Raw genomic sequence first — 20048 nt, 5'->3', positions numbered from 1 at the left:
ATCACCGACCTCGCCAACAGGTGGGGGTTCTACCACCCGAGCCGGTTCGCCGCCAGGTACCGGCAAAAGTACGGCGAACTCCCCAGCGAAACCCTCAACGGCACGTCTAAACATCAATACCGCCGCTTACGCTGCACCGAACGAATTGAGTAAAGCGACCACCCAGCCTATGCATGGCAGAAACTGATCTTCATCGTCAGTCTCGCGGTCATGCGGGCTTCCAATGGCCACATCCAGAGCCACATCAGGGTCGCCCTCGAATTGGGCCTGACTCCGACCGAAATCCTCGAAGCCATCGAAATTTCCCTTCCGGAAGCGGGAATCGTCGCGTTCCAGGCCGGCCTTGAAGCATCGCGCGAAGTCGTCGACGCTGATGGAATCGAACCGACAGTCAAGGTCCACGAGGGTGCAAGGGGGGCTCCTGAGCAAACGGGCCATCGACTGGCAGCATCCGCATCTGCGGAGGCACCGACTAGCACCCGGTGACATAGGCCTGATGATAGGGCCAGACAGTTGCCATTGCGCTGGTCTTGCAACACGTGAACAATCCAAGTACCCCCAGTGCTGCTGCCTAATGACCCCTGCGTTGCTTAGCATCCAGAAGCGGCGTGAAGGTCGACCTGCTGACCGGCAGAACGAACGCAACACGCGCCATGTCGTCATACCCGCCAGCAAGTTCCCCGACGATGCCTAGGCAGATCGGGTCGGTTAAAGCTCGTAGCACGTTCTCAAGCCTGGTCTCCTCCCGCTCCGGATCCAGCCTGCGGCCTGTTCCCTCCACCTGCCCAGTTGCGGGCGTAAGCGGCCTCCACTCGCGAGATGCGCACACCCTTAGAGGTACGGCAGACATCGTACTTTGACATATATCGTACTATGAGTGTTATCGTACTAACGAGCCCCCGAGCGGGACTCCCAGAACGAGCACGGTCCCGGTGGCCACCCGCTCAAAAATGTCTGAAACGAGGAGAATCTACATTGAACAGCCTGTTCACACCCCTGAAGCTACGTGATCTGGAGATCCCCAATCGTGTCTGGATGGCACCAATGTGCATGTACTCCGCAGCATCCGAGGGACCGGAGACCGGCGTACCAACAGACTTCCATCTCACCCACCTGGCCAGCAGGGCAGCAGGCGGCGCCGGACTCGTAATGGCTGAGGCCACCGGCGTCCGTCCTGACGGACGCATCAGCCCCTGGGACCTGGGCTTGTGGAACGAGCGTCAGCAGGAAGCGTTCGCGCTGATCACGGCTGCGATCCGTTCCCACGGAGCAGTGCCTGCCATCCAGCTTGCCCATGCCGGACGGAAGGCCTCCGTTGACAAACCCTGGCTTTCCGATGGCTACGTCCCTGAAGCCGACGGCGGCTGGAAGGCCGTAGCCCCCAGCCCCGAACCCTACGATGGCCTGCCCACCCCGCAGGAGCTGAGCGTAGACGATATTCAGCAGCTAGTGAGAGACTTCGCCCATTCCGCAATGCTCGCCCTGAAAGCCGGGTTCCAGGTGGTTGAGATCCACGGAGCCCACGGCTACCTGATCAACTCCTTCCTTTCCCCGGCCGCCAACAATCGAACGGACGCCTACGGCGGAACCTTCGAGAACCGGTTGCGGTTCCCGCTCGAGGTAGTCGACGCCGTCAGAGAAGTCTGGCCGGACGACCTCCCTGTCTTCTTCCGCACCTCAGCCACCGACTGGCTAACGGAGAACCCCGAAGACGGGCGCGAAGGCTGGACCAGCGAAGACACCGTCCGCCTCGCCAAGGAGCTCCAGGCCCACGGTGTGGACCTGCTGGATGTCTCCACGGGCGGCATGGTCCGAGATGCGAAGATTCCCGCCGGGCCGAACTACCAGGTCCCCTTCGCCGCCCAGGCCCGCGACCAAGCCGGCATCCCCACAAGCACCGTCGGCCTGATCACCGAACCCCACCAGGCTCAGGAGATCATCAGTACAGGTCAGGCCGACGCCGTATTCCTCGGCCGCGAACTCCTGCGCAACCCCTACTGGCCGCAGCACGCCGCTCAGACACTCGGCACTGAACCCCGCTGGCCCGACCAGTATGACTATGTCGTGAAGCGGCGCAGGCGCTAGCAAACAAAGATCGCGTACCTCGGCCAATCAACCGGAACACGCAGACGAAACAACTGCGAGGCGCTCGGCTTATTGTCCGAAACCGCAATGTTAGAAAGAAGTCCACTATGAATCATCTTGAAGGAAAGATCGTCGTCATCACCGGCGCTTCATCCGGCATCGGTGCCGCCACAGCCACGGCACTCTCGGCGCATGGGGCGACGATCGTCGCAGCTGCCCGGAACCAGGACCGGCTCGATGCTCTCGTGGGCGAAATCCATAAGGCCGGCGGTACCGCGGCCTCCCGGGTCACCGACGTTACAGACATTGACGACGTTCGCGCGCTGGCCGAGTTCGCCGTCGGGACCTATGGCACCATCGACGTTCTGGTGAACAACGCAGGATTGATGCTGTTCTCCTCCTGGAAGGACCTGGCATTCGAGGACTGGGGCCGGATGATTGATACAAATATTCGCGGCTACCTCAATTCCATCCATGCCGTCCTACCCATCATGCTGGAGCAGAAATCCGGTCACATCTTGAACATGGCCTCCGTCGCCGGGCACCAGATTGGCGAGTCCGCAGGCGTTTACAGCGCCACCAAGTTCTTCGTTCGCGCCATCACCGAGAGCATGCGCAAAGAACTCGGCGTCCACCATGGCATACGCGCCAGCACCATCAGCCCCGGCGTCATCGACACGGGCTGGGCTGACAAAGTGGGCGACCCAGCCGGAAGAGAAGCAGCCAAGGAACTCAACAACCTGGCCATCACCTCTGAGGCAGTGGCCGACGCCACCGTCTACGCCCTTAACCAGCCCGCAAACACCACCGTCAACGACCTGGTCATCTCCCCTACCCGCCAAGACTGGTAACAACCAGCTGGAGGCCAGTCAGCACCTAAGGCGCGAGCAGCCGTTTGGCTTCCCTCAGGCCATCAAGGCCGCATGACACCATCGACGGCCAGCTCCAGCCAAGTCCTGACCAAGACGGCACTCAGCCGAACGAAGGGAAACCCGACCCACATGGAGAATAATGTTTACAGCTAACGCTTACGCTGCCCCGTCCGCTGACGGAGCCCTCGTTCCCACCACCATCGAGCGCCGCGACGTCGGCCCGCGTGATGTGCTGATCGAGATCAAGTACGCCGGCATCTGCCACTCCGACATCCACACCGTCCGCGGCGACTGGGGACCCCAGCAGTACCCGCTGGCCCCCGGCCACGAAATCGCCGGAATCGTCACCGAGGTCGGCGCCGAAGTCACCAAGCACACCGTCGGCGACCGCGTCGGCGTCGGCTGCATGGTCAACTCCTGCCGCGAATGCGTCAACTGCCAAAAGGGCGAAGAGCAGTACTGCCTCAAGGGAATGACCGGCACCTACGGCGCCGTGGACCGCGACGGCACCATCACCCAGGGCGGCTACTCCACCCACGTCGTGGTGACCGAGGACTTCGTCGTGCGGATCCCGGAGGGCATCGAGCTCGACGTCGCCGCGCCGCTGCTCTGCGCCGGCATCACCACCTACTCGCCGCTGCACCACTGGGGCGCCGGACCCGGCAAGAAGGTTGCCATCGTCGGACTCGGCGGGCTCGGACACATGGCCGTCAAGATCGCCCACGCCATGGGCGCCGAGGTCACCGTGCTGTCGCAGTCGCTGAAGAAGCAGGAGGACGGCCTGAAACTGGGCGCGGACCACTACTACGCCACCAGCGACGAGAACACCTTCTCGGACCTGGCCGGCAGCTTCGACCTGATCATCAACACCGTCAGCGCCAAGATCGACATCAGCTCCTACCTGCAGCTGCTGACCCTCGACGGCGCCCTGGTGAATGTCGGTGCCCCGGCGGAACCGCTCCCGGTGAACGTCTTCTCACTCATCATGGGCCGCCGCTCCTTCGCCGGCTCGGCGATCGGCGGCATCCGCGAAACCCAGGAAATGCTCGACTTCTGCGCCGAGCACAACCTCGGCGCCGAGATCGAAGTGATCCCGGCTGAGAAGATCAACGACGCCTACGAACGCGTCCTGGCCTCCGACGTCCGCTACCGCTTCGTCATCGACGCCACGACGTTCTGAGCGCGTCCAGCCTGGCGTTCTGGCTGTGATTGGCTAGATCGCCATTCATAACGATGGTTCGCCCAGAGGTTCGTGAGGTTCGTTCCGTCCCCCGCTGGCGCTATGCGCCCCGGACAGGAGCCCGGACCGGATATCCGGTCCGGGCTCCTGTCTTGCGATGCGGCTGAACGCACTTTGTGCGCCGCCGCCCGCTCCAGCAAAGTGCCCATCCGGTTGATTACGTGTACTGCCAAGCAATTCAATGAGGTTCCGGCCGTGCCAAATGAGATGCCATGCGTGAGCGGCTACCAGGCTCGGAGTTCTCGCGTTACTCCGAACGGTACGGCATCACTCAATGCGACTGTGAAACTATCCATGCTGTGTCTTGTGACTAGGATTCCCTGGCGCCCGCCCATCAGGGCATTTTGTTCGGCCGCCCTAACAGCAACGTCCAACTGGTAATCCATGCTTTCGCGATCGGTTACCGTGAGCGCCAGGGGGAAGTCGTGCCCGAGGATCATTGAGTCCTCCCTTCGCTGTATTTGTCCGCGCTGACGGCTGCTGCCAGCGGCATCCGGCTGTTGATGGCTGGACGTGGCGCACTGGGCGTCTGGAGCAACTTATTCACTGGCTCGACGCCGCTACTGCCTCTACGCCTTCACGGTGATCGAAGGCTCGCCGGTATCCTTCGTTGTCCACGATCCAAATGACGCTCGAGTCTGCGGTCTTCGATTCAACCTTCGCCGAAAAGGGACTCCTGCCCGGTTCAGCAATCGTGACTTGGACATCAACGTCCAGCGCCGTCCAGTCTTGCACTGCAATGTACTCATCGATCAACGCTTCTTTCCTTTCAAATTGAACAGGCGACTATTAACTTAGAAAAGGGCCACAGACGGTCGCAGGCATCGAGGTTTGCGCCCAAGGGTCGATCAAGGAGCTTCCTGGGGAACATTTTCCGACGTATATGTAAGCACGTGGCGTGCTTCCAGACAGGGAAGCACCTGTTCGACGGTCAGGTTTAGAAAATGGGGACTTGCTTGATGGTCGTCAAAGTCTTCCTCTGTATGGAACGACTCCAGGATCATAATTTGCCGCGGGTTCTCGAAGCCTCGGTAGAACTCATAGCAGAGATTCCCAGGCTCCCGTCTTGTGGCAGCGGCCATCTTGGTCAGCAGACCGAGGACCTTATCGGCCATGTCAGGCTTACAGTCGTATTTGACGATTACTTGGAACAAGAGCTCTCCCTTGAGCATTCTGCGCACTTACCTAGTTCACTGGCAAGGGTTCAACTGGGGCCCTTTAACGTCGTACTGTATGACAATCATTACAAAGCGTCGAGTATGGCGTGTAATATGACGCGCCCTGAGGCTCGATCGCAGCCAGGGCCCGTGGCTGGTCGCAAAAGGTAGTTGACAACTGGCAATGCCAGGGCGTCGTCATCTCCGGGGCGCCCCCGCCCACCTCGCGATGACTTAGGATGGGGAGCGTGTCGCTTCGGAATATTATGGATGACCCCGCCTTCCGCATCGGCGCTTTTAAACAGGCGTCCCAGCGCCGCAGCAGGGAAAAGCTCGCTCGCGTTCTGGATGTGACACGTCAGTTGCTCATCAAGGAAGGCCTGCAGGCCGTGAGCACCACCAGGGTGGCGGCGGATGCCGGAATCTCGGTCGGCTGGATGTACGCGTACTTCGAAAACCGTCAAGCACTGCTCGAAGAGATCCTCATCGGCTGCCTTCGCGGGCTGGACGAAGCCATGGACGACGCAGGATTGGACCTCGGCGGGCCTGACTGGCGCCCCAAGGCTGACGCCGGGGTTCGGGCCTGCCTGGAATACTTTTCCACCGACGCCGCCTTCCGCGGGTTGTGGTTCGCCGATGAATTCTCAGGCCGCATGCTGCAGGTCAACCGGATGCACGACGACGTGATGGCGGCCTGGCTGGCCGGCACCATCACCCACATCCGAAAAGATGCCCCGAAAATATCCATGATGACAGTGATGGAAGTCTTTGTGGGCATGCTCGACAAGGGAGTGGACCTGGCCTTCCGGCAAAACCCCGACGCCGCGGATCCAGAGGTCCTTGAAGAGGTCAGGCGCTCCAGCGTGGACTACCTGACCACGTTCCTCGAGTAGCGCCGCCCTTCCAGGGCATCTCGGGGCAAACCGCTCAAATCCCCGGCGCGACTTCCACTGGGACCGCGCGGAGATGGTGTTTTAGCTGGTCAATGAGGGCCTTGAGGTTAGCCGAACGACAATCCCGGCGCCAAGTCAGCCAAGTCTCGGCAGAGCCCAGGGGACCAGCAATCGGGTGCGCCCTTACACCGGCAGCGCCGGGCAGCGTTTTCAGCAGCGAGGCCGGCATCATACTTATCCCGGCCCCTGCCGCGACGCAGGCAAACATACTGTAGTACGACGAAATTTCAAGATAGCGCCCGGGCACAACACCTTCGACATCAAGCCAGTCTTCGAATCGTTGCCGATACGAGCACACGCGGCCGAACACGAAGGCCGTCGGGTGGGACGCCCTGAAGTCGTCATCCAATCTGGTGACAGTTCGCGGAGTGATGATCCGAAGCTCCTCCGTGAAGGCCTTCATTCCAGTCAGTGATGGCACAGCCGGGCACCCGTCCGTAAAGGCCGCCGTCAGTTGCCCGGTGAGCAACCGATCAAAGAGGACCCCGGAGGAATTGGCATCCAACTCCAGTTCGACGGCGGGAAACTTCAGGTGGAAAGCGGCCAGGATCGGAGGAATCCGAACGGCGGCCGTACTTTCCAATGCTCCCAGGCGGAAACGTCCCCGCGGCTCCCCGCCAGCAGAGAACGCCTTTGCCTCATTGACCAGTTCTATGATGCTGCGCGCATAGTCCAAGAACAGCTCCCCGTCAGCAGAAAGCGTGCTCTGCCGCTTGTCGCGAACGAGCAATTTCACTCCCAGTTCCCGTTCAAGCTGCTGAATCCTTGTAGAGACGTTAGATGGCACTCTGAGAAGCTTGCCGGCAGCCCTGGTGATGCTGCCGGTTTCGGCCACCGCGACGAAAATTTCCAGCTGGGCGATCTCCATTGCTCTCCTACTGTGACGAACGCCGTCGGCCGGTCCATTTCCGATGCAGGTCGACAGCTAATTGCGGTGTGGCATCTCCCCCACCTGCTGCATTCTGTTTGGGAGAAGTGACTGTTCCCAAGATTCTTCTTTATTGAAGTCTCAGATCTACTTATGATTTAGTAAGACAATCACACAAATCGAGGGATGGGTAGTGGATGCCACCGCACAGTAAGAGTCCACCCAAGCCTTCGAGTGGATTTTCGGACGAGCCGCTGTTGCCAATGCGCTATAGCAAACAGCTGTTAAGGCCTCCCACCGCTAAGAACCAGAGGAAACCATGGTTGAAACCGCCCACGGCACCGTAGCCGTCATGACCAGCCCGCGAGAGCTTGATTTCGCAGAATTTCCGGTCCCGGTCCCGGGCCCCGGCTCCCTAGTAATGAAGGTCAGTCGCGCCAACGTGTGCGGCTCGGAGCTCCATATTTGGAACGGTAAACACCCCGTCAAGAAAAGAGGCGGGCTTGGACACGAAATGGTGGGAACTCTCGCTTCCATCGGTGAAGGCCGCAGTGTGGACAACGCCGGTCAGATGCTTGCCGTCGGAGACCGCATCGTGGCCACCTACTTCCAAACCTGCGACCGCTGCGCACCGTGCGTCGGAGGACAGCCCAACCTTTGCGACAACGCCTACGAATTCTTCGGCAAGCAGCCCGACGAATACCCCCACTTTCACGCTGCTTTCGGTACGCACTACTACATCCACCCCCGCCAACACGTGTACAAAGTTCCGGACGCTCTGCCGGACGCGGTAGCGGCTGGTGCTAACTGCGCCTTATCGCAGGTCATTTACGGCATTGACCAGATTGGTCTGCAGTATGGCGAGACCTTGCTGGTCCAAGGCGCCGGAGGGCTCGGCCTGAACGCCGTGGCGGTGGCAAAGGAACGTGGGGCCCAGGTCGTCGTTATCGACGCGGTGCCCACGCGTTTAGAGCAGGCCAGAGCCTTCGGTGCGGACCACACAATCGATCTCACCCAGGTCACTTCGGTCGAGGACCGCGTCGAGGAGATCAAATCATTGACAGCCGGCCGCGGTCCCGACGTCGCCGTTGAAGTGACCGGCGTTCCGGCTGCCTTCGCCGAAGGCCTTCAGCAGATCCGCCGCGGTGGACGGTACCTCGTGATGGGCAACCTGTCGCCTGGCGCAACGGTACCGTTTGACCCCGGCTTCGTTACCCGCAAGGCACTCACCATCAAGCACGTGGACAGATACGAAGGAAGGTACCTCTTGAAGGCACTTGGTTTCCTGACCCGCCATCAGGAGAAGTACCCCTTCAGCCACCTGGTGGATGCTGTCTTCCCCCTCGCCGACGTCGAGACCGCGCTTGAGAAGTCCCTGGCCAGAGAAGTGACTCGGGCGGCAATCATGATGCAGAAATAGCCCGAGCTGAACTGTCCGCCCAGCCCTCCTAAAAACTCCGGGACGCTGCTGTCCCGACTCACCGAACGGAACAAACCAATGTCCTCTACCCTGTCGGCAATGACGCCTGACCAGGTGCGGCGCAAGAGCCTGATCTCGGGCACGGTAGGTGCCATCATCGAGTGGTACGAATACACGGTCTACGGTACGGCCGCAGCGCTCGTCTTCGGTAATCTCTTCTTTCCAGCCACCGAGCCAGGCGTGTCACAGATCGCTGCCCTCGCCAGTTTCGGGGTTGGCTTCCTGGCCAGACCTGTCGGAGCTTTCGTTGCCGGTCACCTCGGTGACAAGATCGGACGCAAGTCCACCTTGATTCTCACATTCCTGATCATGAGTGCGTCCACGGCCACCATCGGGCTGCTCCCCACGTACGAAGCAGTAGGATTCTGGGCCCCTGTGCTGCTGTGCGTTCTCCGACTGACCCAGGGCTTTGCCGTAGGCGGGGAGTGGGGCGGCGCCGCCATTATTGCCGTTGAAAACGCACCTGCCGGCCGGCGTGGATTCTTTGGTTCCTGGCCTCAGATCGGCGTGTCCTGCGGTCTGCTACTCGGGACGGGGGCAGTCGCACTTTCCCAGGCCGTCTCAGGAGACCAGTTCAGCAACTGGGGTTGGCGCCTGCCCTTCCTTGTCAGTGTGCTGCTCGCCGCCGTCGGCCTTTACATCCGCCTCAATGCCAGCGAAAGTCCCGCCTTCCTGGCGGCCAAAGCGGAAGCCGAACGGAAGCAGGAGGCGCAGAAGGCACCCATCCCGGTAGTCTTCAAATACCACCGCAGGTCCCTTCTCATCGCGCTCTTCTCGCGTTTTGCCGAGGCAGGAAATTACTACCTCTTCACGGTGTTCCTGCTCTCCTACGTGGCGACGACTCTCAAGCTTCCTGCGTACTACGGTCTGATAGCCGTCATGATCGGTTCAGCGCTGAACATCCTGATGATTCCGGTATTCGGGGCCATTTCCGACCGTGTCGGCCGGAAACGGACCTTCTTCTTCGGTGCAGGTGTCATCATTGTCAGTGCCTGGCCCATCTTCGCCATGATCCAGACGGGCAATCCGTTCGCAATTGCCCTGGGGGTGGCCATCTTCCTTGCCCTTGGTCATGCGGCCGTCTACTCGGTCCTGCCGGCATTCTACTGCGAACTCTTCCCCACCGAGGTCCGCTACACCGGCATCTCCGTCGGCTACCAGACGGCGGCCATCCTCTTGGCTGGCTTTACCCCCGTGATTGCCAGCACCTTGGTGCTCTGGTCCGGCGGGACGTGGCCATTGGTCGTCATCATTGTGGTGACCACACTCATCGCTGTAGCGGCTGTCAGCAGAGCACGGGAGTCCAAGGATTACGACCTTGACGCCATTGGCAAGACTGCGGCGCTCCCCCTGGCTTCGACCCGCACCGGCAGCTACTGACCATGCCCGCCGAAGAGAAGGCCATGACACGTCCCATTGCATCCGTGCTTGATGCGATCAATCTGGCAGTGAGTGCATATTCGGATTTTGCTCAGGATTACGTCATCCTGCTCACCGAGGATGCCGGCTAGCGACCCTAATCTAATATGCGGAAGAGCCCGGCCGGATGTTCCGGCCGGGCTCTGCGCATACCTGGTGATGCAGCTTTAGCCGATGCGTTCGGTGAGCCAGCGGCGGAAGCGGTCGCCGTGGACGACGGGGTCGATGAGGAGGAGTTTGGTGCCTGGTTCGTTGCCGGGTTCTGTGCGGGTGTGGATGAACCATGGGCCTGGCTGGTCCAGGGAGGTTTGGAGGGCTTCCTTGAGTTCGGTGGTGTTGCTGGCCCGGAGGACTTTGAGGTCCACGGATTCTGCGATGCGGCCGAGGTCGAGCTTTTCGGCGTGGGTGGGGATGCTGGCGGTGGAGGCGTAGACGCCGTTGTCCAGGAGGACGATGACGAGGTTTTCGGGTTCGAGGTAGCCGGCCGTGAGTGCTGCGCCGGGGTTCATGAGCAGTGAGCCGTCGCCTTCGATCACGACGGTGCGGGGGACGGATGTTCCGGCGGTTGCCTGTGCGATGCCGGTGCCGACTGAGATGGCCAGGCCCATGGCGTCGAGGAGGTAGAGGTGGTTGTCGCGGTCTTCCACGGAGGCCAGTTCGCGGCTGGTGGCGGCGCAGGTTGCCACGACCGGAAGGTCCGGGGTGGCGTCGACGATGGTCCGCAGGGCTTCGATGCGTTTCATGCTTTTGCTTTCTTGTCGTTGTGGTCGAAGAATTCCATGAGCACGACGACGGGGCGGAAGGTCATGCGTGCGTGGTTTCCGGCTTCGGCGACGGTGGCTCCCCAGTCTGTTGCCGGGTTACGGCGGTCCACCCGGAAGACCGGGATGTTGGTGGAGCGGAGCAGTTCCGGGACGGGTTCGGAGATGCTGTGAATCATGGAGTTGTATTCACCGAGGCCGCCGCGGGTGTTGGCCACGATGAGCATGGGCAGGTGATAGGAGACCGCCATGGTGGTCAGGGCTGTCAGGGCGTTGCCGAAGCCGTTGTCCTGCATGACGATGACACCGAATTTGTCCGCGAAGGGGTAGCCGCCGACGATGCCGACGGCTTCCTCTTCCCGGGAGACCGGGAAGACGTTCGGGCCGCCTTCCTTGCCGGCGGCGTCGAGCAGGCCGTTGATGATCGGGGCAATGCTCGCGCTGGGGACGTAGGCGATGCCGTCAGGGGCGAGGCCGGTGATGGCCTCGATCACCTCCTGGTGGCGTTCCTGGGTAATGGTTGTCACTGCTGTGCTCCTTCGGGCGGGGTGGTGGTCAGGGTCTGGACGATGCGCCGCAGTCCTTCGGTCAGGTCATCGATGTGGCAGGCATAGGAAACTCGGATCGAGTGCTTCCCGCCCTCGGGGTCGAATGCGGTGCCCGGAACAACTGCCACGTTCTGCTCTTCGAGCAGGCGCATGGCCAACTGTTCTGCAGGCTCAGCAGTCTCGGGCGAATACGTGATGTAGAAGTAGAACGCCCCGTCTGGCTTGCTCACCGAAACGCCGGGAACTTCGGAGAGGATCTCAAGGCCGGCACGACGGCGGACCTCGAATTCCTGGCGCATGGCTTCTGCTTCGGCGCCGGCCTCCCGCAGGGCGGCAGCGGCGCCGGGCTGAAGGAACGTCGGCGGGCAGACAGTTGTGTATTGGCGCACGCGCAGGGCCGGGGTGATGAGCTCCCGGGGGCCGGCCAACCAGCCCAGCCGCCACCCGTCCATCGCGAAGGCCTTGGCGAATCCCCCAATGACGAGGGTCCGCTCACGCAGGTCCCTCACTGCTGCGGGGGAAACATGCGCTGTGTCCTCATAGACCAGGTCCGCATAGATCTCGTCGGACATCAACAGCGCATCAGTGGGTTCCAGGATCCGGGCCAGTCTCTCGATCTCTGCCTGGGATGCGACTCCGCCGGTCGGGTTGTTCGGCGTGCAGATGATGACCATCCGGGTGCGGTCCGTGATGGCAGCCTCGATGGCGTCCAGGTCCAGACCGAAATCAGCGTCTGCTTTCAGGGGGACAGGAACGGGAGTGGCCCCGGTCAGCCGGACACAGGACTGGTAGTGCGCCCAGGCCGGAACCGGGACGATGACCTCATCGCCCGGGCCGCAGAACGCCATCAGAGCCAGGAACACTGCCTCGTTCGCGCCGATGGTGACGAGCACCTCCGAGGCCGGGTCGTAGCTGGTGCCCCGCCGGTCCTGAAGGTAGCCGGCAATGGCGGAGCGCAGGTCTGCCGTGCCCGCGTTCGGCCCGTAGTGGACCTCGCCGCGGCCCAGGGAAGCAGTCACAGCATCCTTGGCCGCGTTGGGGGTATCGAAGTCGGGACGCCCGATTTCGAAGTGATAGACCTTCTCGCCCGCGGCGTCCAGCGCCGCGGCCTTGTCAAAAATCATCCGGATAGGCGAAGGCTTGATCTCGTCCAGACGTGCTGCCGCACGGCTGAGGCGACTGGCGGTAAGAGTGGTCATTAGATGTTGCTCCGTTGCTAAGAAGGTATGAAAGGCTGACTGGCGGGGTTCAGATCTGGATGCCGGTGTACTTGGTTTCGAGGTAGGCATCCAGTCCTTCGATGCCGCCCTCTCGACCCAGTCCGGATGCCTTCACTCCACCGAACGGGGCAGATGGATTGCTGACTACCCCTCTGTTGACTCCCGTCATCCCGGTTTCCAGGGCATCCGAGACGCGGAGTGCACGGCCAAGGTCACGGGTAAAGATGTAGGAAGCCAAGCCGAACGGAGTGTTGTTGGCGCGGCTGAGGACTTCCTCTTCAGAGCCGAACTCGTAGATCGCTGCGACCGGGCCGAAGATTTCCTCGGTGCTCAGGTCTGCTGTGTCAGGGATGTTGCGCAGGACAGTGGGTTCGTAGAAGTAGCCGCGCCCTGACCTCCTGCTGCCGCCCAGGACGCAGTCGGCGCCCTTGGCGACCGCATCGGCAACCAAGGAACTGACCTTCGTCAGCTGGCGCTCGTCAATCAAGGGCCCCAGGCCGGATGCGGGATCAGCCCCATCACCCACGCTTACCTCCCGCATCCTTGCGGTGAAGCGGCGAATGAACTCCGGCGCTACGTCCCGGTGAACGAAAATCCTGTTGGCGGCGACACACGACTCACCGCCGTTGCGCATCTTGGCTACCATGGCCCCCTCGACGGCCTGGTCCAAGTCAGCATCGTCAAACACGATGAGGGGCCCGTTGCCGCCCAGCTCCATGGACGTGTTCAACACGTTCTCCGCTGCCTGGCGGAGCAGGATCTTACCGACGGCCGTTGATCCTGTGAAGGACAATTTCCTCAGCCGGGGGTCTTCCATGATCCTGGCTACGACCCGCGGTGAATCGGTCGTGACAATGACATTCACTACCCCGGCAGGTACGCCGCAAGCCTCAAGGACTTCCGCCAGCAGCAAACTGGTGAGCGGGGTCTGTTCAGCAGGCTTCAGGACGACGGTGCATCCTGCAGCCAGGGCCGGCGCAATCTTCCTGGCGCCCATCGCCAAGGGAAAGTTCCACGGGGTGATAAGCAGACAGGGTCCCACTGGGCGTTTAGAAACTGCTATCCGATACTGCCCACCGGGTTCGGTCCCGAACTGGCCCTCCAGATGCAGGCGCCCGCCTGACTCCGCGAACCATCGGAAAAACCCTGCACCATAATCGACCTCGGACTGGGCCTCACTCCAAGGCTTGCCCATCTCGGCAACAATCAGGGCCGCAAAATCGTCACGCCGGGCGAGAATCTCCCGATACACCGATACGAGAATGTCCGCCCGTTTGCCTGCCGGCGTGGCTGCCCAAGCGATCCGTGCGCTGCTCGCCGCATCGAGCGCTTTGAGCCCATCGTCCGCATTGGCGTCAGCAACTTCGGCAAGAACTTCCTCGGTGGCAGGGTTGAGGACCTTGAGCGTCGAACCGGAGGACGCGGGCATCCAACTTCCGCCGATGTACAGGCCCGTCCTTGGCAAAGTTGATGTGGCGAGTGAATTCATGCTGGGGTTCCTTGAGGTCAGGAGGATTCGTTGAGAATGGGAAAGATGCTGCTCGCGAACTCGGAGGCCTGGACAGCCTCCGGCCGATCGCCACGACGCCCCTATAGGTGCTGGGGTGCTACAAAGCGCAGCCCTGGGATAGGTTGGGAACCATCCGCACTAGCGGTATCCCCCGCCCAACTGTAAGAATGTTAACATTATGAAATCCGGAATTGATGCAATTGTCAAGGGCGCAGCTTTAAGCGCACCCCTCAAGCGACGGGGTATGGCACAGGATGTCGCCGATCGAATACGAGCAGCCATACTCAGCGGCGAGATTGCGCCGGGCACCAGGTTGAACGAGGTTGAACTCGCGACCTCCCTGTCAGTCAGCCGCGGACCCGTCCGTGACGCCATCATCCAATTGCGCCAAGAGGGGCTGCTTCAGGGCGATTGGCACCGCGGATCCCGGGTCACCGTCTTCACCCGCAAGGATCTCGACGAGATCTATTCATTGCGTTATTCGATGGAGCTGTTGGCAATTAGGCGCCTCATTGAAAATCGGACCGAAGATGATCTGGAGATCATCAGGACCCACGCCGAAGACATCGAAAAAGCCACGGCAGACGGCGATCCCACGCGGATGCTGCAGGCCGACATCGCATTCCATGACGCCATTTACGCCTGTGCCCGACACGAGCGGCTAACCAACGTCTGGCTGGGCCTGCGGTCGCAGATCGCCCTCCTGCTGCTCAACAGGCAGCATGGCCATGACGACTACAAGGAACTCATCGGCCCGGAGCACTGGGAAATGTACCGGGTCATCAAGGACCGCGACGGTAAGCAGGCAGAAGAACTGGTCCGCGACCACATCCAAACCGCCTTCGAGCGCGTCCTGATCACCATGGATGACGACGTCGCTGACACTGAGGCTCCGACCGCCTAGAGCCCTGTCCGCAATCGAAAGCCACTCAAGGCCGGGCCCCAGCGTAGGGGCCTGGCCTTTTGGCATTGTCATGGCGCTTTGGCGGCCGGCCGGGTACCAACGAACCTCACGCGAAGAACCCTGACCGCAGGGAACGCCGGCTCTGCTTCGAAGCAACCTCTTGCATGTGAGGCAGTTGCAGAGTACAAATGTTAACATTCAGAACGTACGTCAATAGTGATTCACATCGCATTGATCGCTTCCCAACTCCTGCCCCCGTCCGGACGCCCGCGCCAATGTCCTGCGGGCAGGACCGTCCAACCAAGTAGAACGAACGGCAACTCATGGAAACTCGCAAGGCAACACTCAATGGGCCTGCCAGCACCGACTCAAGTCCAACCGCAATGATCTCCGTACGGGGAGTCAACAAGCATTTTGGTCCCCTGCACGTCCTTCGTGACGTCAGCCTCGACGTGGGGCGTGGCCAGGTTGTGGTCGTGCTCGGCCCGTCAGGTTCGGGCAAATCGACACTGTGCCGGACCATCAACCGTTTGGAGACTGTCGATTCCGGCACCATTGCGGTAGATGGGAAGCCGCTTCCCGAGGAGGGAAAGGCATTGACCCGGTACCGGGCCGATGTAGGCATGGTTTTTCAGTCCTTCAACCTCTTCGCGCATAAGACCATCCTCGAGAACGTGATGCTTGCGCCGCAGAAGGTGCGAAGAATTTCCAAAGTGGCCGCCCGGGAGAGGGCAATGGCATTGCTGGACCGAGTGGGCATCGGTAACCAGGCCGACAAGCTACCGGCACAACTTTCCGGCGGTCAGCAGCAGAGGGTTGCCATCGCACGGGCCCTGGCGATGGAGCCCAAGGTCATGCTCTTTGATGAACCCACGTCCGCCCTCGATCCGGAAATGGTAACGGAAGTGCTTGAGGTCATGACTTCTCTGGCTAAAGGTGGCATGACCATGCTCGTAGTCACCCACGAAATGGGCTTCGCCCGCCGGGCCGCAGACAGGGTGGTCTTCATGGCCGACGGACAGATCCTCGAAGACACCACCCCTGATCAATTCTTCTCGGACCCGGCGTCCGCCAGGGCAAGGGATTTTCTCGGCAAGATCCTCAGCCACTGACCCCGCACCGCCCTTCCCCATCACAGACGCATCCCGCATGCCTCGCCAGCACTGTAGAAACGAGACCACTCATGAAAATCAAGTCACTCATCACCCTTTCGACCATTGCTCTCCTCCTGGCCGGAACTGCCACGGGATGTTCCAGCGCAGCCAGTTCCAGCGGCAAGGGGCTGGAGGAGAACGCAGAGGCAGGAACCCTGACGATCGGGATCTCCTACGACCGACCAGGTCTTGGCATCAAGAACCCGGACGGCAGCTTCAAAGGGTTCGACGTCGACGTCGCCAAGTACGTCGCAGCCAAATTGGGGGTTAAGGAATCGGGCATCACCTGGAAGGAAGCACCTCCGGCACAGCGCGAAAACCTGATCCAAAACGGACAGGTTGACTACATCGTTAATACGTACAGCATCAACGACGCCCGCAAAGAGCGCGTGGCGTTCGCCGGGCCATACTTCCTGGCCGGACAGTCACTGCTGGTAAGGGCTGACAACACCGACATCACCGGCCCGGAATCACTAAACGGCGGAAAGAAGCTGTGCTCCGTCACAGGATCCACGCCTGCCCAGAACATCAAGAAGAACTACAGCAAGGACGCCCAGCTGCAGGAATACGATTCGCCCTCAGCATGCGTCGAGGCACTGAAAAGCGGCGCAGTGGATGCCATGACCACCGACGACAGCCAGCTCGCCGGCTACGCCTCAGTGAACCAGGGCAAGCTGAAGCTTGTTGGCAGGACATTCAGCAAAGAAAACTATGGCATTGGGCTGAAGAAAGACGATAGCTCCGGCCGCGCCAAAATCAACGGCGCCATCGAGGCAATGATCAAGGACGGTTCCTGGGCCAAGGCCTTTGAAACCAACCTCGGCCCCTCAGGCTACCCGCTGCCTGCGGCTCCTGTCGTTGACAGGTACTGAGCAGCCGGCTGCACAAGAAGAATCGGACACCACGTGGAAATTCTTACCGAGTACGGCCCCCAACTGATCCAGGCTTTCATCAGCACGATCCAACTCACCGTACTGTCCGGCGTCGGCTCCCTACTGCTGGGTACGGTGCTCGCCGCTATGCGTGCCTCACCGGTGTGGGCACTGCGGACGCTCGCAACGGGGTACGTCAACATCATCAGGAACACGCCGCTCACGCTGGTAGTCCTGTTTGCCTCATTCGGTCTCGCACAGCAGCTCGGCATCACGCTGGCGGACCCCCACTCGCCCACATCAATCACGGACAGTTCATTCAGGCTCGCGGTCCTTTCCTTCACCCTATACACAGCCACCTTCGTCTGTGAGGCTTTGCGGGCCGGCGTGAACACCATCCCCGCCGGTCAATCGGAGGCCGGCCGTTCCCTCGGACTGAGTTTCACCCAAGGACTGACCTTCATCATCCTTCCGCAAGCCTTCCGGTCAGTTGTTGGACCCCTGGGGAGCATCCTGATCGCCCTGACCAAGAACACCACCGTGGCTTCAGTGATCGGCGTCGCGGAAGCCTCCCTGCTGATGAAGGAAGTCATCGAGAACACGTCAGCCTTGATCGTGGTGGGGCTCATTTTCGCCCTCGGGTTCATGGTCCTGACCCTTCCTACCGGGGCGCTCTTTGGGTTCCTGAGCAAGAAACTGGAGATAAAACGATGAGCGCCGCTCCCTCTATGAAGACTCTCTACGACGTCCCGGGACCCCGTGGCAGGGCTTTGAACCTGCTCGTCAGCGCTCTGTGCCTGTTGGGAATCGTGACGGGCCTGTTCTGGATCGTCTCGACCCTCAATGAGAAGGGCCAGCTGGCGGCTGAGAAGTGGCAACCCTTCCTGACGGCAGACATGTGGGGCACGTACCTGCTGCCCGGCATCATGGGCACCGTCCAAGCCGCGGCCATGGCTGTGGTCCTGGCCATTATTCTCGGGATCCTGCTGGGCATCGGTCGCCTGTCCACAATCCGTACCGTCCGCTTCGGATGTGGAGCAGTCGTGGAGTTCTTCCGGGCCATCCCGCTGCTGATCCTGATGATCTTTTGCTTCCAGCTCTTCGCGAACTACTCGCTGTTCCCGTCCACAGAACTCGCAATTGCCGCCGTCGTGACTGGCCTGACACTCAGCAACGGTGCTGTCATAGCGGAAATCGTTCGAGCCGGAATCCGTTCCCTGCCGCGGGGCCAAGAAGAAGCATCCGTGGCCCTAGGGCTAAGCGGCGGCCAGACAATGCGCATCGTCCTCCTCCCCCAGGCCATCACGGCCATGCTTCCCCCGATCGTTGCCCAGCTTGTCGTGGCGCTGAAAGACACTGCACTGGGATACCAGATCACCTACGTCGAGGCCGTCCGCCAGGGCATCCAGGCCGGGTCGGCCTACGCAAACTACATCCCGGCACTGCTCGTCATCGCCGCCGTGATGATCGCCATCAACCTCGCCCTCTCACAACTGGCCACCAGCGTGGAAAACCGGCTCCGCAAAGGGCGGAAAACGAGCAAAAAACCTGCTTCCGCCGAAGTGCTAACCACAGCAGCCTAGTAGCCAACGAACAGAAGGAACCCATGGCCGAAGTAATTGTGGTCGGCGTAGACCACAGCCCCAGCGCATTGAGGACAGCACAGTCCGCCAGCCGTATAGCCGCCGCCCTCGATAGCACTCTGAACGTCGTGACGGCCTTCGACAACGACCGAATCACGGAATTCGGTTCAGGCAGCGACCGGTTGATGGTCTCCGACGCAGATGAAGCCGAGCAAGTGGCCAAATCCGTGGTCGGGAGCCTGGGCACCGCCGGAGTTGATGCAGTGCCGTTCGCAGTGCGCGGGACACCGGCCCAGGCTCTGATACGGCACGCGGAAATGTACGAAGCGCACACGATTGTGGTCGGCAACAAGCACATGCAGGGACTCGGACGCGTCCTGGGAAGCGTGGCGAACAGCGTCGCCCACGGAGCACAATGCGACGTCTTGATCGTGAAAACAAACAACGCCTGATCAGAAGCGACAACACGGACGACAAAGCAGGAAGGACACAAGACATGAAACGCACTGTGCTGGTCACGGGAGCCGCACGCGGCATAGGCCGGGCGGTCGCGGAAAGGTTCGCAGCCTCGGGAGACGTTGTGATGCTCCACTTTGCGAACAGCCGTGCTGCTGCGGAAGAAACACTCGCTGCATTATCCGGAACGGGCCACCACATCATCCGCGGAGACCTCCGCGTCCCGCAGGACGCGGAGAACATCGTGGCTTCAACCGTTGAACGTCTTGGCAGGGTGGATATCCTCGTCAACTGCGCGGCGGCCCCAATGGTTGCCCATCCTGTCGACACCGTCATTTACGGAGCCTGGCAGGAGGCATGGCAAGCGGCCTTGGACGTAAATCTGGTTGGAACCGCGAACATCACGTTCTGCGCTGCACAGCAGATGATCAAACAGGGCGACGGCGGCCGGATCATCAACATCGGCTCCCGCGGGGCGTTTCGCGGTGAACCGGAGCACCCTGCCTACGGCGCCAGCAAGGCTGCCCTCCACTCTCTCGGCCAGTCGTTGGCAGTCTCGCTGGCCCCGCACAATATCGCTGTCACCTCCGTGGCGCCGGGATTCGTGTCCACCGAACGCAATGAAGGCCGGCTCAATGGGCCCGAAGGCGTCGCGATAGCGGCACAGAGTCCCACGGGCCGCGTGGCCTGCGCAGACGAGATAGCTGCAGCCGTAAGTTTCCTTGCATCTCCCGAGGCCATGTGGGCAACGGGGGCAATCCTTGATCTCAACGGCGCCTCCTACTTGCGCACGTGAGAATCGAACGCATCACTGAGGAGGACGAATGAAACGACGCAGCAGCGAGGCAGTCGGCAAAGGAAGCGGCGGCGTTTCTGCGGGCACAGGGTCGGTACTGTTGGCGTCCCCCGGCGCCGCTTGTTCATCGCTGGAAACGGGCGCAAAGGTGGAAATCGCTTGCGGAGATC

At 61.2% G+C, this 20048-nt stretch carries 22 protein-coding genes; 15 read left to right on the top strand and 7 right to left on the bottom strand.

The window, feature by feature from the left end:
- Nucleotides 1-183 precede the first annotated feature (183 nt).
- From AB0N24_RS22450 to AB0N24_RS22435, 4 genes are all read left to right on the top strand, one after another.
- Entirely contained in the window at nucleotides 184-486 is a 303-nt protein-coding gene (locus AB0N24_RS22450) for a carboxymuconolactone decarboxylase family protein (protein ID WP_364129279.1), read from the top strand.
- A gap of 489 nt (nucleotides 487-975) precedes the next feature.
- The gene (locus tag AB0N24_RS22445) at nucleotides 976-2085 is read left to right on the top strand and encodes an NADH:flavin oxidoreductase/NADH oxidase (protein WP_364129274.1); all 1110 of its coding nucleotides are present in this window, start codon (nucleotides 976-978) and stop codon (nucleotides 2083-2085) included.
- 107 nt (nucleotides 2086-2192) lie between these two features.
- Nucleotides 2193-2936, top strand: a complete 744-nt coding sequence (locus AB0N24_RS22440; protein WP_364129271.1) for an SDR family oxidoreductase — start codon at nucleotides 2193-2195, stop codon at nucleotides 2934-2936.
- Between the two features lie 160 nt (nucleotides 2937-3096).
- Complete coding sequence (locus tag AB0N24_RS22435; RefSeq protein ID WP_364129269.1) at nucleotides 3097-4137, top strand: NAD(P)-dependent alcohol dehydrogenase; 1041 nt, start codon at nucleotides 3097-3099, stop codon at nucleotides 4135-4137.
- A 603-nt stretch (nucleotides 4138-4740) separates the two neighbouring features.
- On the opposite strand, the gene AB0N24_RS22430 is transcribed toward AB0N24_RS22435, so the two are convergent.
- Together AB0N24_RS22430 and AB0N24_RS22425 are read right to left on the bottom strand one after the other, a co-directional pair.
- On the bottom strand, nucleotides 4741-4953 hold the full coding sequence (locus AB0N24_RS22430) for a hypothetical protein (protein WP_364129266.1): 213 nt from the start codon (nucleotides 4951-4953) through the stop codon (nucleotides 4741-4743).
- Nucleotides 4954-5045: 92 nt separating this feature from the next.
- Nucleotides 5046-5351 (bottom strand): antibiotic biosynthesis monooxygenase family protein, encoded by a 306-nt coding sequence (locus tag AB0N24_RS22425; protein ID WP_364129263.1) that lies wholly within the window; start codon nucleotides 5349-5351, stop codon nucleotides 5046-5048.
- A gap of 251 nt (nucleotides 5352-5602) precedes the next feature.
- Here AB0N24_RS22425 and AB0N24_RS22420 point away from each other — a divergent pair, with 251 nt between their 5' ends.
- The gene (locus AB0N24_RS22420) at nucleotides 5603-6247 is read left to right on the top strand and encodes a TetR/AcrR family transcriptional regulator (protein WP_364129260.1); all 645 of its coding nucleotides are present in this window, start codon (nucleotides 5603-5605) and stop codon (nucleotides 6245-6247) included.
- A gap of 34 nt (nucleotides 6248-6281) precedes the next feature.
- On the opposite strand, the gene AB0N24_RS22415 is transcribed toward AB0N24_RS22420, so the two are convergent.
- Nucleotides 6282-7175, bottom strand: a complete 894-nt coding sequence (locus AB0N24_RS22415) for a LysR family transcriptional regulator (RefSeq protein ID WP_364129257.1) — start codon at nucleotides 7173-7175, stop codon at nucleotides 6282-6284.
- A 319-nt stretch (nucleotides 7176-7494) separates the two neighbouring features.
- Here AB0N24_RS22415 and AB0N24_RS22410 point away from each other — a divergent pair, with 319 nt between their 5' ends.
- The 3 genes from AB0N24_RS22410 to AB0N24_RS22400 all read left to right on the top strand — a co-directional run bounded on the left by AB0N24_RS22410 (nucleotide 7495) and on the right by AB0N24_RS22400 (nucleotide 10166).
- Complete coding sequence (locus AB0N24_RS22410) at nucleotides 7495-8595, top strand: zinc-binding dehydrogenase (protein ID WP_364129255.1); 1101 nt, start codon at nucleotides 7495-7497, stop codon at nucleotides 8593-8595.
- Nucleotides 8596-8673: 78 nt separating this feature from the next.
- The gene (locus tag AB0N24_RS22405) at nucleotides 8674-10035 is read left to right on the top strand and encodes an MFS transporter (RefSeq protein ID WP_364129252.1); all 1362 of its coding nucleotides are present in this window, start codon (nucleotides 8674-8676) and stop codon (nucleotides 10033-10035) included.
- A 2-nt stretch (nucleotides 10036-10037) separates the two neighbouring features.
- Nucleotides 10038-10166, top strand: a complete 129-nt coding sequence (locus AB0N24_RS22400) for a hypothetical protein (RefSeq protein WP_364129249.1) — start codon at nucleotides 10038-10040, stop codon at nucleotides 10164-10166.
- A 75-nt stretch (nucleotides 10167-10241) separates the two neighbouring features.
- Here the strand turns inward: AB0N24_RS22400 and AB0N24_RS22395 are convergent, their stop codons facing one another.
- From AB0N24_RS22395 to AB0N24_RS22380, 4 genes are read right to left on the bottom strand one after another with little or no spacing between them, the layout of a single operon-like run.
- Nucleotides 10242-10817, bottom strand: a complete 576-nt coding sequence (locus AB0N24_RS22395; RefSeq protein WP_364129246.1) for a thiamine pyrophosphate-dependent enzyme — start codon at nucleotides 10815-10817, stop codon at nucleotides 10242-10244.
- On the bottom strand, nucleotides 10814-11362 hold the full coding sequence (locus AB0N24_RS22390; RefSeq protein ID WP_364129243.1) for a thiamine pyrophosphate-binding protein: 549 nt from the start codon (nucleotides 11360-11362) through the stop codon (nucleotides 10814-10816). Before AB0N24_RS22390 ends, AB0N24_RS22395 begins: the two co-directional genes overlap by 4 nt.
- Nucleotides 11359-12582, bottom strand: coding sequence for a pyridoxal phosphate-dependent aminotransferase (locus AB0N24_RS22385; RefSeq protein ID WP_364129240.1), 1224 nt, complete (start codon nucleotides 12580-12582; stop codon nucleotides 11359-11361). Before AB0N24_RS22385 ends, AB0N24_RS22390 begins: the two co-directional genes overlap by 4 nt.
- Before the next feature lie 49 nt (nucleotides 12583-12631).
- Nucleotides 12632-14092, bottom strand: a complete 1461-nt coding sequence (locus AB0N24_RS22380; protein WP_364129237.1) for an NAD-dependent succinate-semialdehyde dehydrogenase — start codon at nucleotides 14090-14092, stop codon at nucleotides 12632-12634.
- A gap of 265 nt (nucleotides 14093-14357) precedes the next feature.
- On the opposite strand from AB0N24_RS22380, the gene AB0N24_RS22375 reads away from it, so the two are divergent.
- The 7 genes from AB0N24_RS22375 (at nucleotide 14358) to AB0N24_RS22345 (ending at nucleotide 19878) form a co-directional block, all read left to right on the top strand.
- The gene (locus tag AB0N24_RS22375) at nucleotides 14358-15017 is read left to right on the top strand and encodes a GntR family transcriptional regulator (protein WP_364129235.1); all 660 of its coding nucleotides are present in this window, start codon (nucleotides 14358-14360) and stop codon (nucleotides 15015-15017) included.
- A 383-nt stretch (nucleotides 15018-15400) separates the two neighbouring features.
- The gene (locus tag AB0N24_RS22370; protein WP_364129232.1) at nucleotides 15401-16129 is read left to right on the top strand and encodes an amino acid ABC transporter ATP-binding protein; all 729 of its coding nucleotides are present in this window, start codon (nucleotides 15401-15403) and stop codon (nucleotides 16127-16129) included.
- Between the two features lie 71 nt (nucleotides 16130-16200).
- Nucleotides 16201-17043, top strand: coding sequence for a glutamate ABC transporter substrate-binding protein (locus AB0N24_RS22365; protein WP_364129229.1), 843 nt, complete (start codon nucleotides 16201-16203; stop codon nucleotides 17041-17043).
- A 33-nt stretch (nucleotides 17044-17076) separates the two neighbouring features.
- Nucleotides 17077-17757 carry an amino acid ABC transporter permease gene (locus AB0N24_RS22360; protein WP_364129226.1) on the top strand — a complete coding sequence of 227 codons (681 nt, stop codon included), beginning with the start codon at nucleotides 17077-17079 and terminating at the stop codon, nucleotides 17755-17757.
- A gap of 14 nt (nucleotides 17758-17771) precedes the next feature.
- Entirely contained in the window at nucleotides 17772-18626 is an 855-nt protein-coding gene (locus AB0N24_RS22355; protein WP_364129224.1) for an amino acid ABC transporter permease, read from the top strand.
- A 23-nt stretch (nucleotides 18627-18649) separates the two neighbouring features.
- Entirely contained in the window at nucleotides 18650-19078 is a 429-nt protein-coding gene (locus AB0N24_RS22350) for a universal stress protein (protein ID WP_364129221.1), read from the top strand.
- A 44-nt stretch (nucleotides 19079-19122) separates the two neighbouring features.
- Nucleotides 19123-19878, top strand: a complete 756-nt coding sequence (locus AB0N24_RS22345) for an SDR family oxidoreductase (RefSeq protein ID WP_364129218.1) — start codon at nucleotides 19123-19125, stop codon at nucleotides 19876-19878.
- The last annotated feature ends 170 nt before the right edge of the window (nucleotides 19879-20048 follow it).

The sequence above is a fragment of the Arthrobacter sp. NPDC093128 genome, from assembly GCF_040683875.1.
Classification (GTDB): Bacteria; Actinomycetota; Actinomycetes; order Actinomycetales; family Micrococcaceae; genus Arthrobacter.
Note: the sequence above shows the minus strand (reverse complement) of the source record. Positions and strands in the feature narration are given on the sequence as shown.

Bases quoted from the DNA above. Each gene is read 5' to 3' on its own strand.
- AB0N24_RS22395 (WP_364129246.1), bottom strand. From the start codon at position 10,817: ATGAAACGCATCGAAGCCCTGCGGACCATCGTCGACGCCACCCCGGAC.
- AB0N24_RS22440 (WP_364129271.1), top strand. From the start codon at position 2,193: ATGAATCATCTTGAAGGAAAGATCGTCGTCATCACCGGCGCTTCATCC.
- AB0N24_RS22385 (WP_364129240.1), bottom strand. From the start codon at position 12,582: ATGACCACTCTTACCGCCAGTCGCCTCAGCCGTGCGGCAGCACGTCTG.
- AB0N24_RS22400 (WP_364129249.1), top strand. From the start codon at position 10,038: ATGCCCGCCGAAGAGAAGGCCATGACACGTCCCATTGCATCCGTGCTT.
- AB0N24_RS22350 (WP_364129221.1), top strand. From the start codon at position 18,650: ATGGCCGAAGTAATTGTGGTCGGCGTAGACCACAGCCCCAGCGCATTG.
- AB0N24_RS22375 (WP_364129235.1), top strand. From the start codon at position 14,358: ATGGCACAGGATGTCGCCGATCGAATACGAGCAGCCATACTCAGCGGC.
- AB0N24_RS22435 (WP_364129269.1), top strand. From the start codon at position 3,097: ATGTTTACAGCTAACGCTTACGCTGCCCCGTCCGCTGACGGAGCCCTC.
- AB0N24_RS22355 (WP_364129224.1), top strand. From the start codon at position 17,772: ATGAAGACTCTCTACGACGTCCCGGGACCCCGTGGCAGGGCTTTGAAC.
- AB0N24_RS22345 (WP_364129218.1), top strand. From the start codon at position 19,123: ATGAAACGCACTGTGCTGGTCACGGGAGCCGCACGCGGCATAGGCCGG.
- AB0N24_RS22410 (WP_364129255.1), top strand. From the start codon at position 7,495: ATGGTTGAAACCGCCCACGGCACCGTAGCCGTCATGACCAGCCCGCGA.
- AB0N24_RS22365 (WP_364129229.1), top strand. From the start codon at position 16,201: ATGAAAATCAAGTCACTCATCACCCTTTCGACCATTGCTCTCCTCCTG.
- AB0N24_RS22380 (WP_364129237.1), bottom strand. From the start codon at position 14,092: ATGAATTCACTCGCCACATCAACTTTGCCAAGGACGGGCCTGTACATC.
- AB0N24_RS22415 (WP_364129257.1), bottom strand. From the start codon at position 7,175: ATGGAGATCGCCCAGCTGGAAATTTTCGTCGCGGTGGCCGAAACCGGC.
- AB0N24_RS22405 (WP_364129252.1), top strand. From the start codon at position 8,674: ATGTCCTCTACCCTGTCGGCAATGACGCCTGACCAGGTGCGGCGCAAG.
- AB0N24_RS22370 (WP_364129232.1), top strand. From the start codon at position 15,401: ATGATCTCCGTACGGGGAGTCAACAAGCATTTTGGTCCCCTGCACGTC.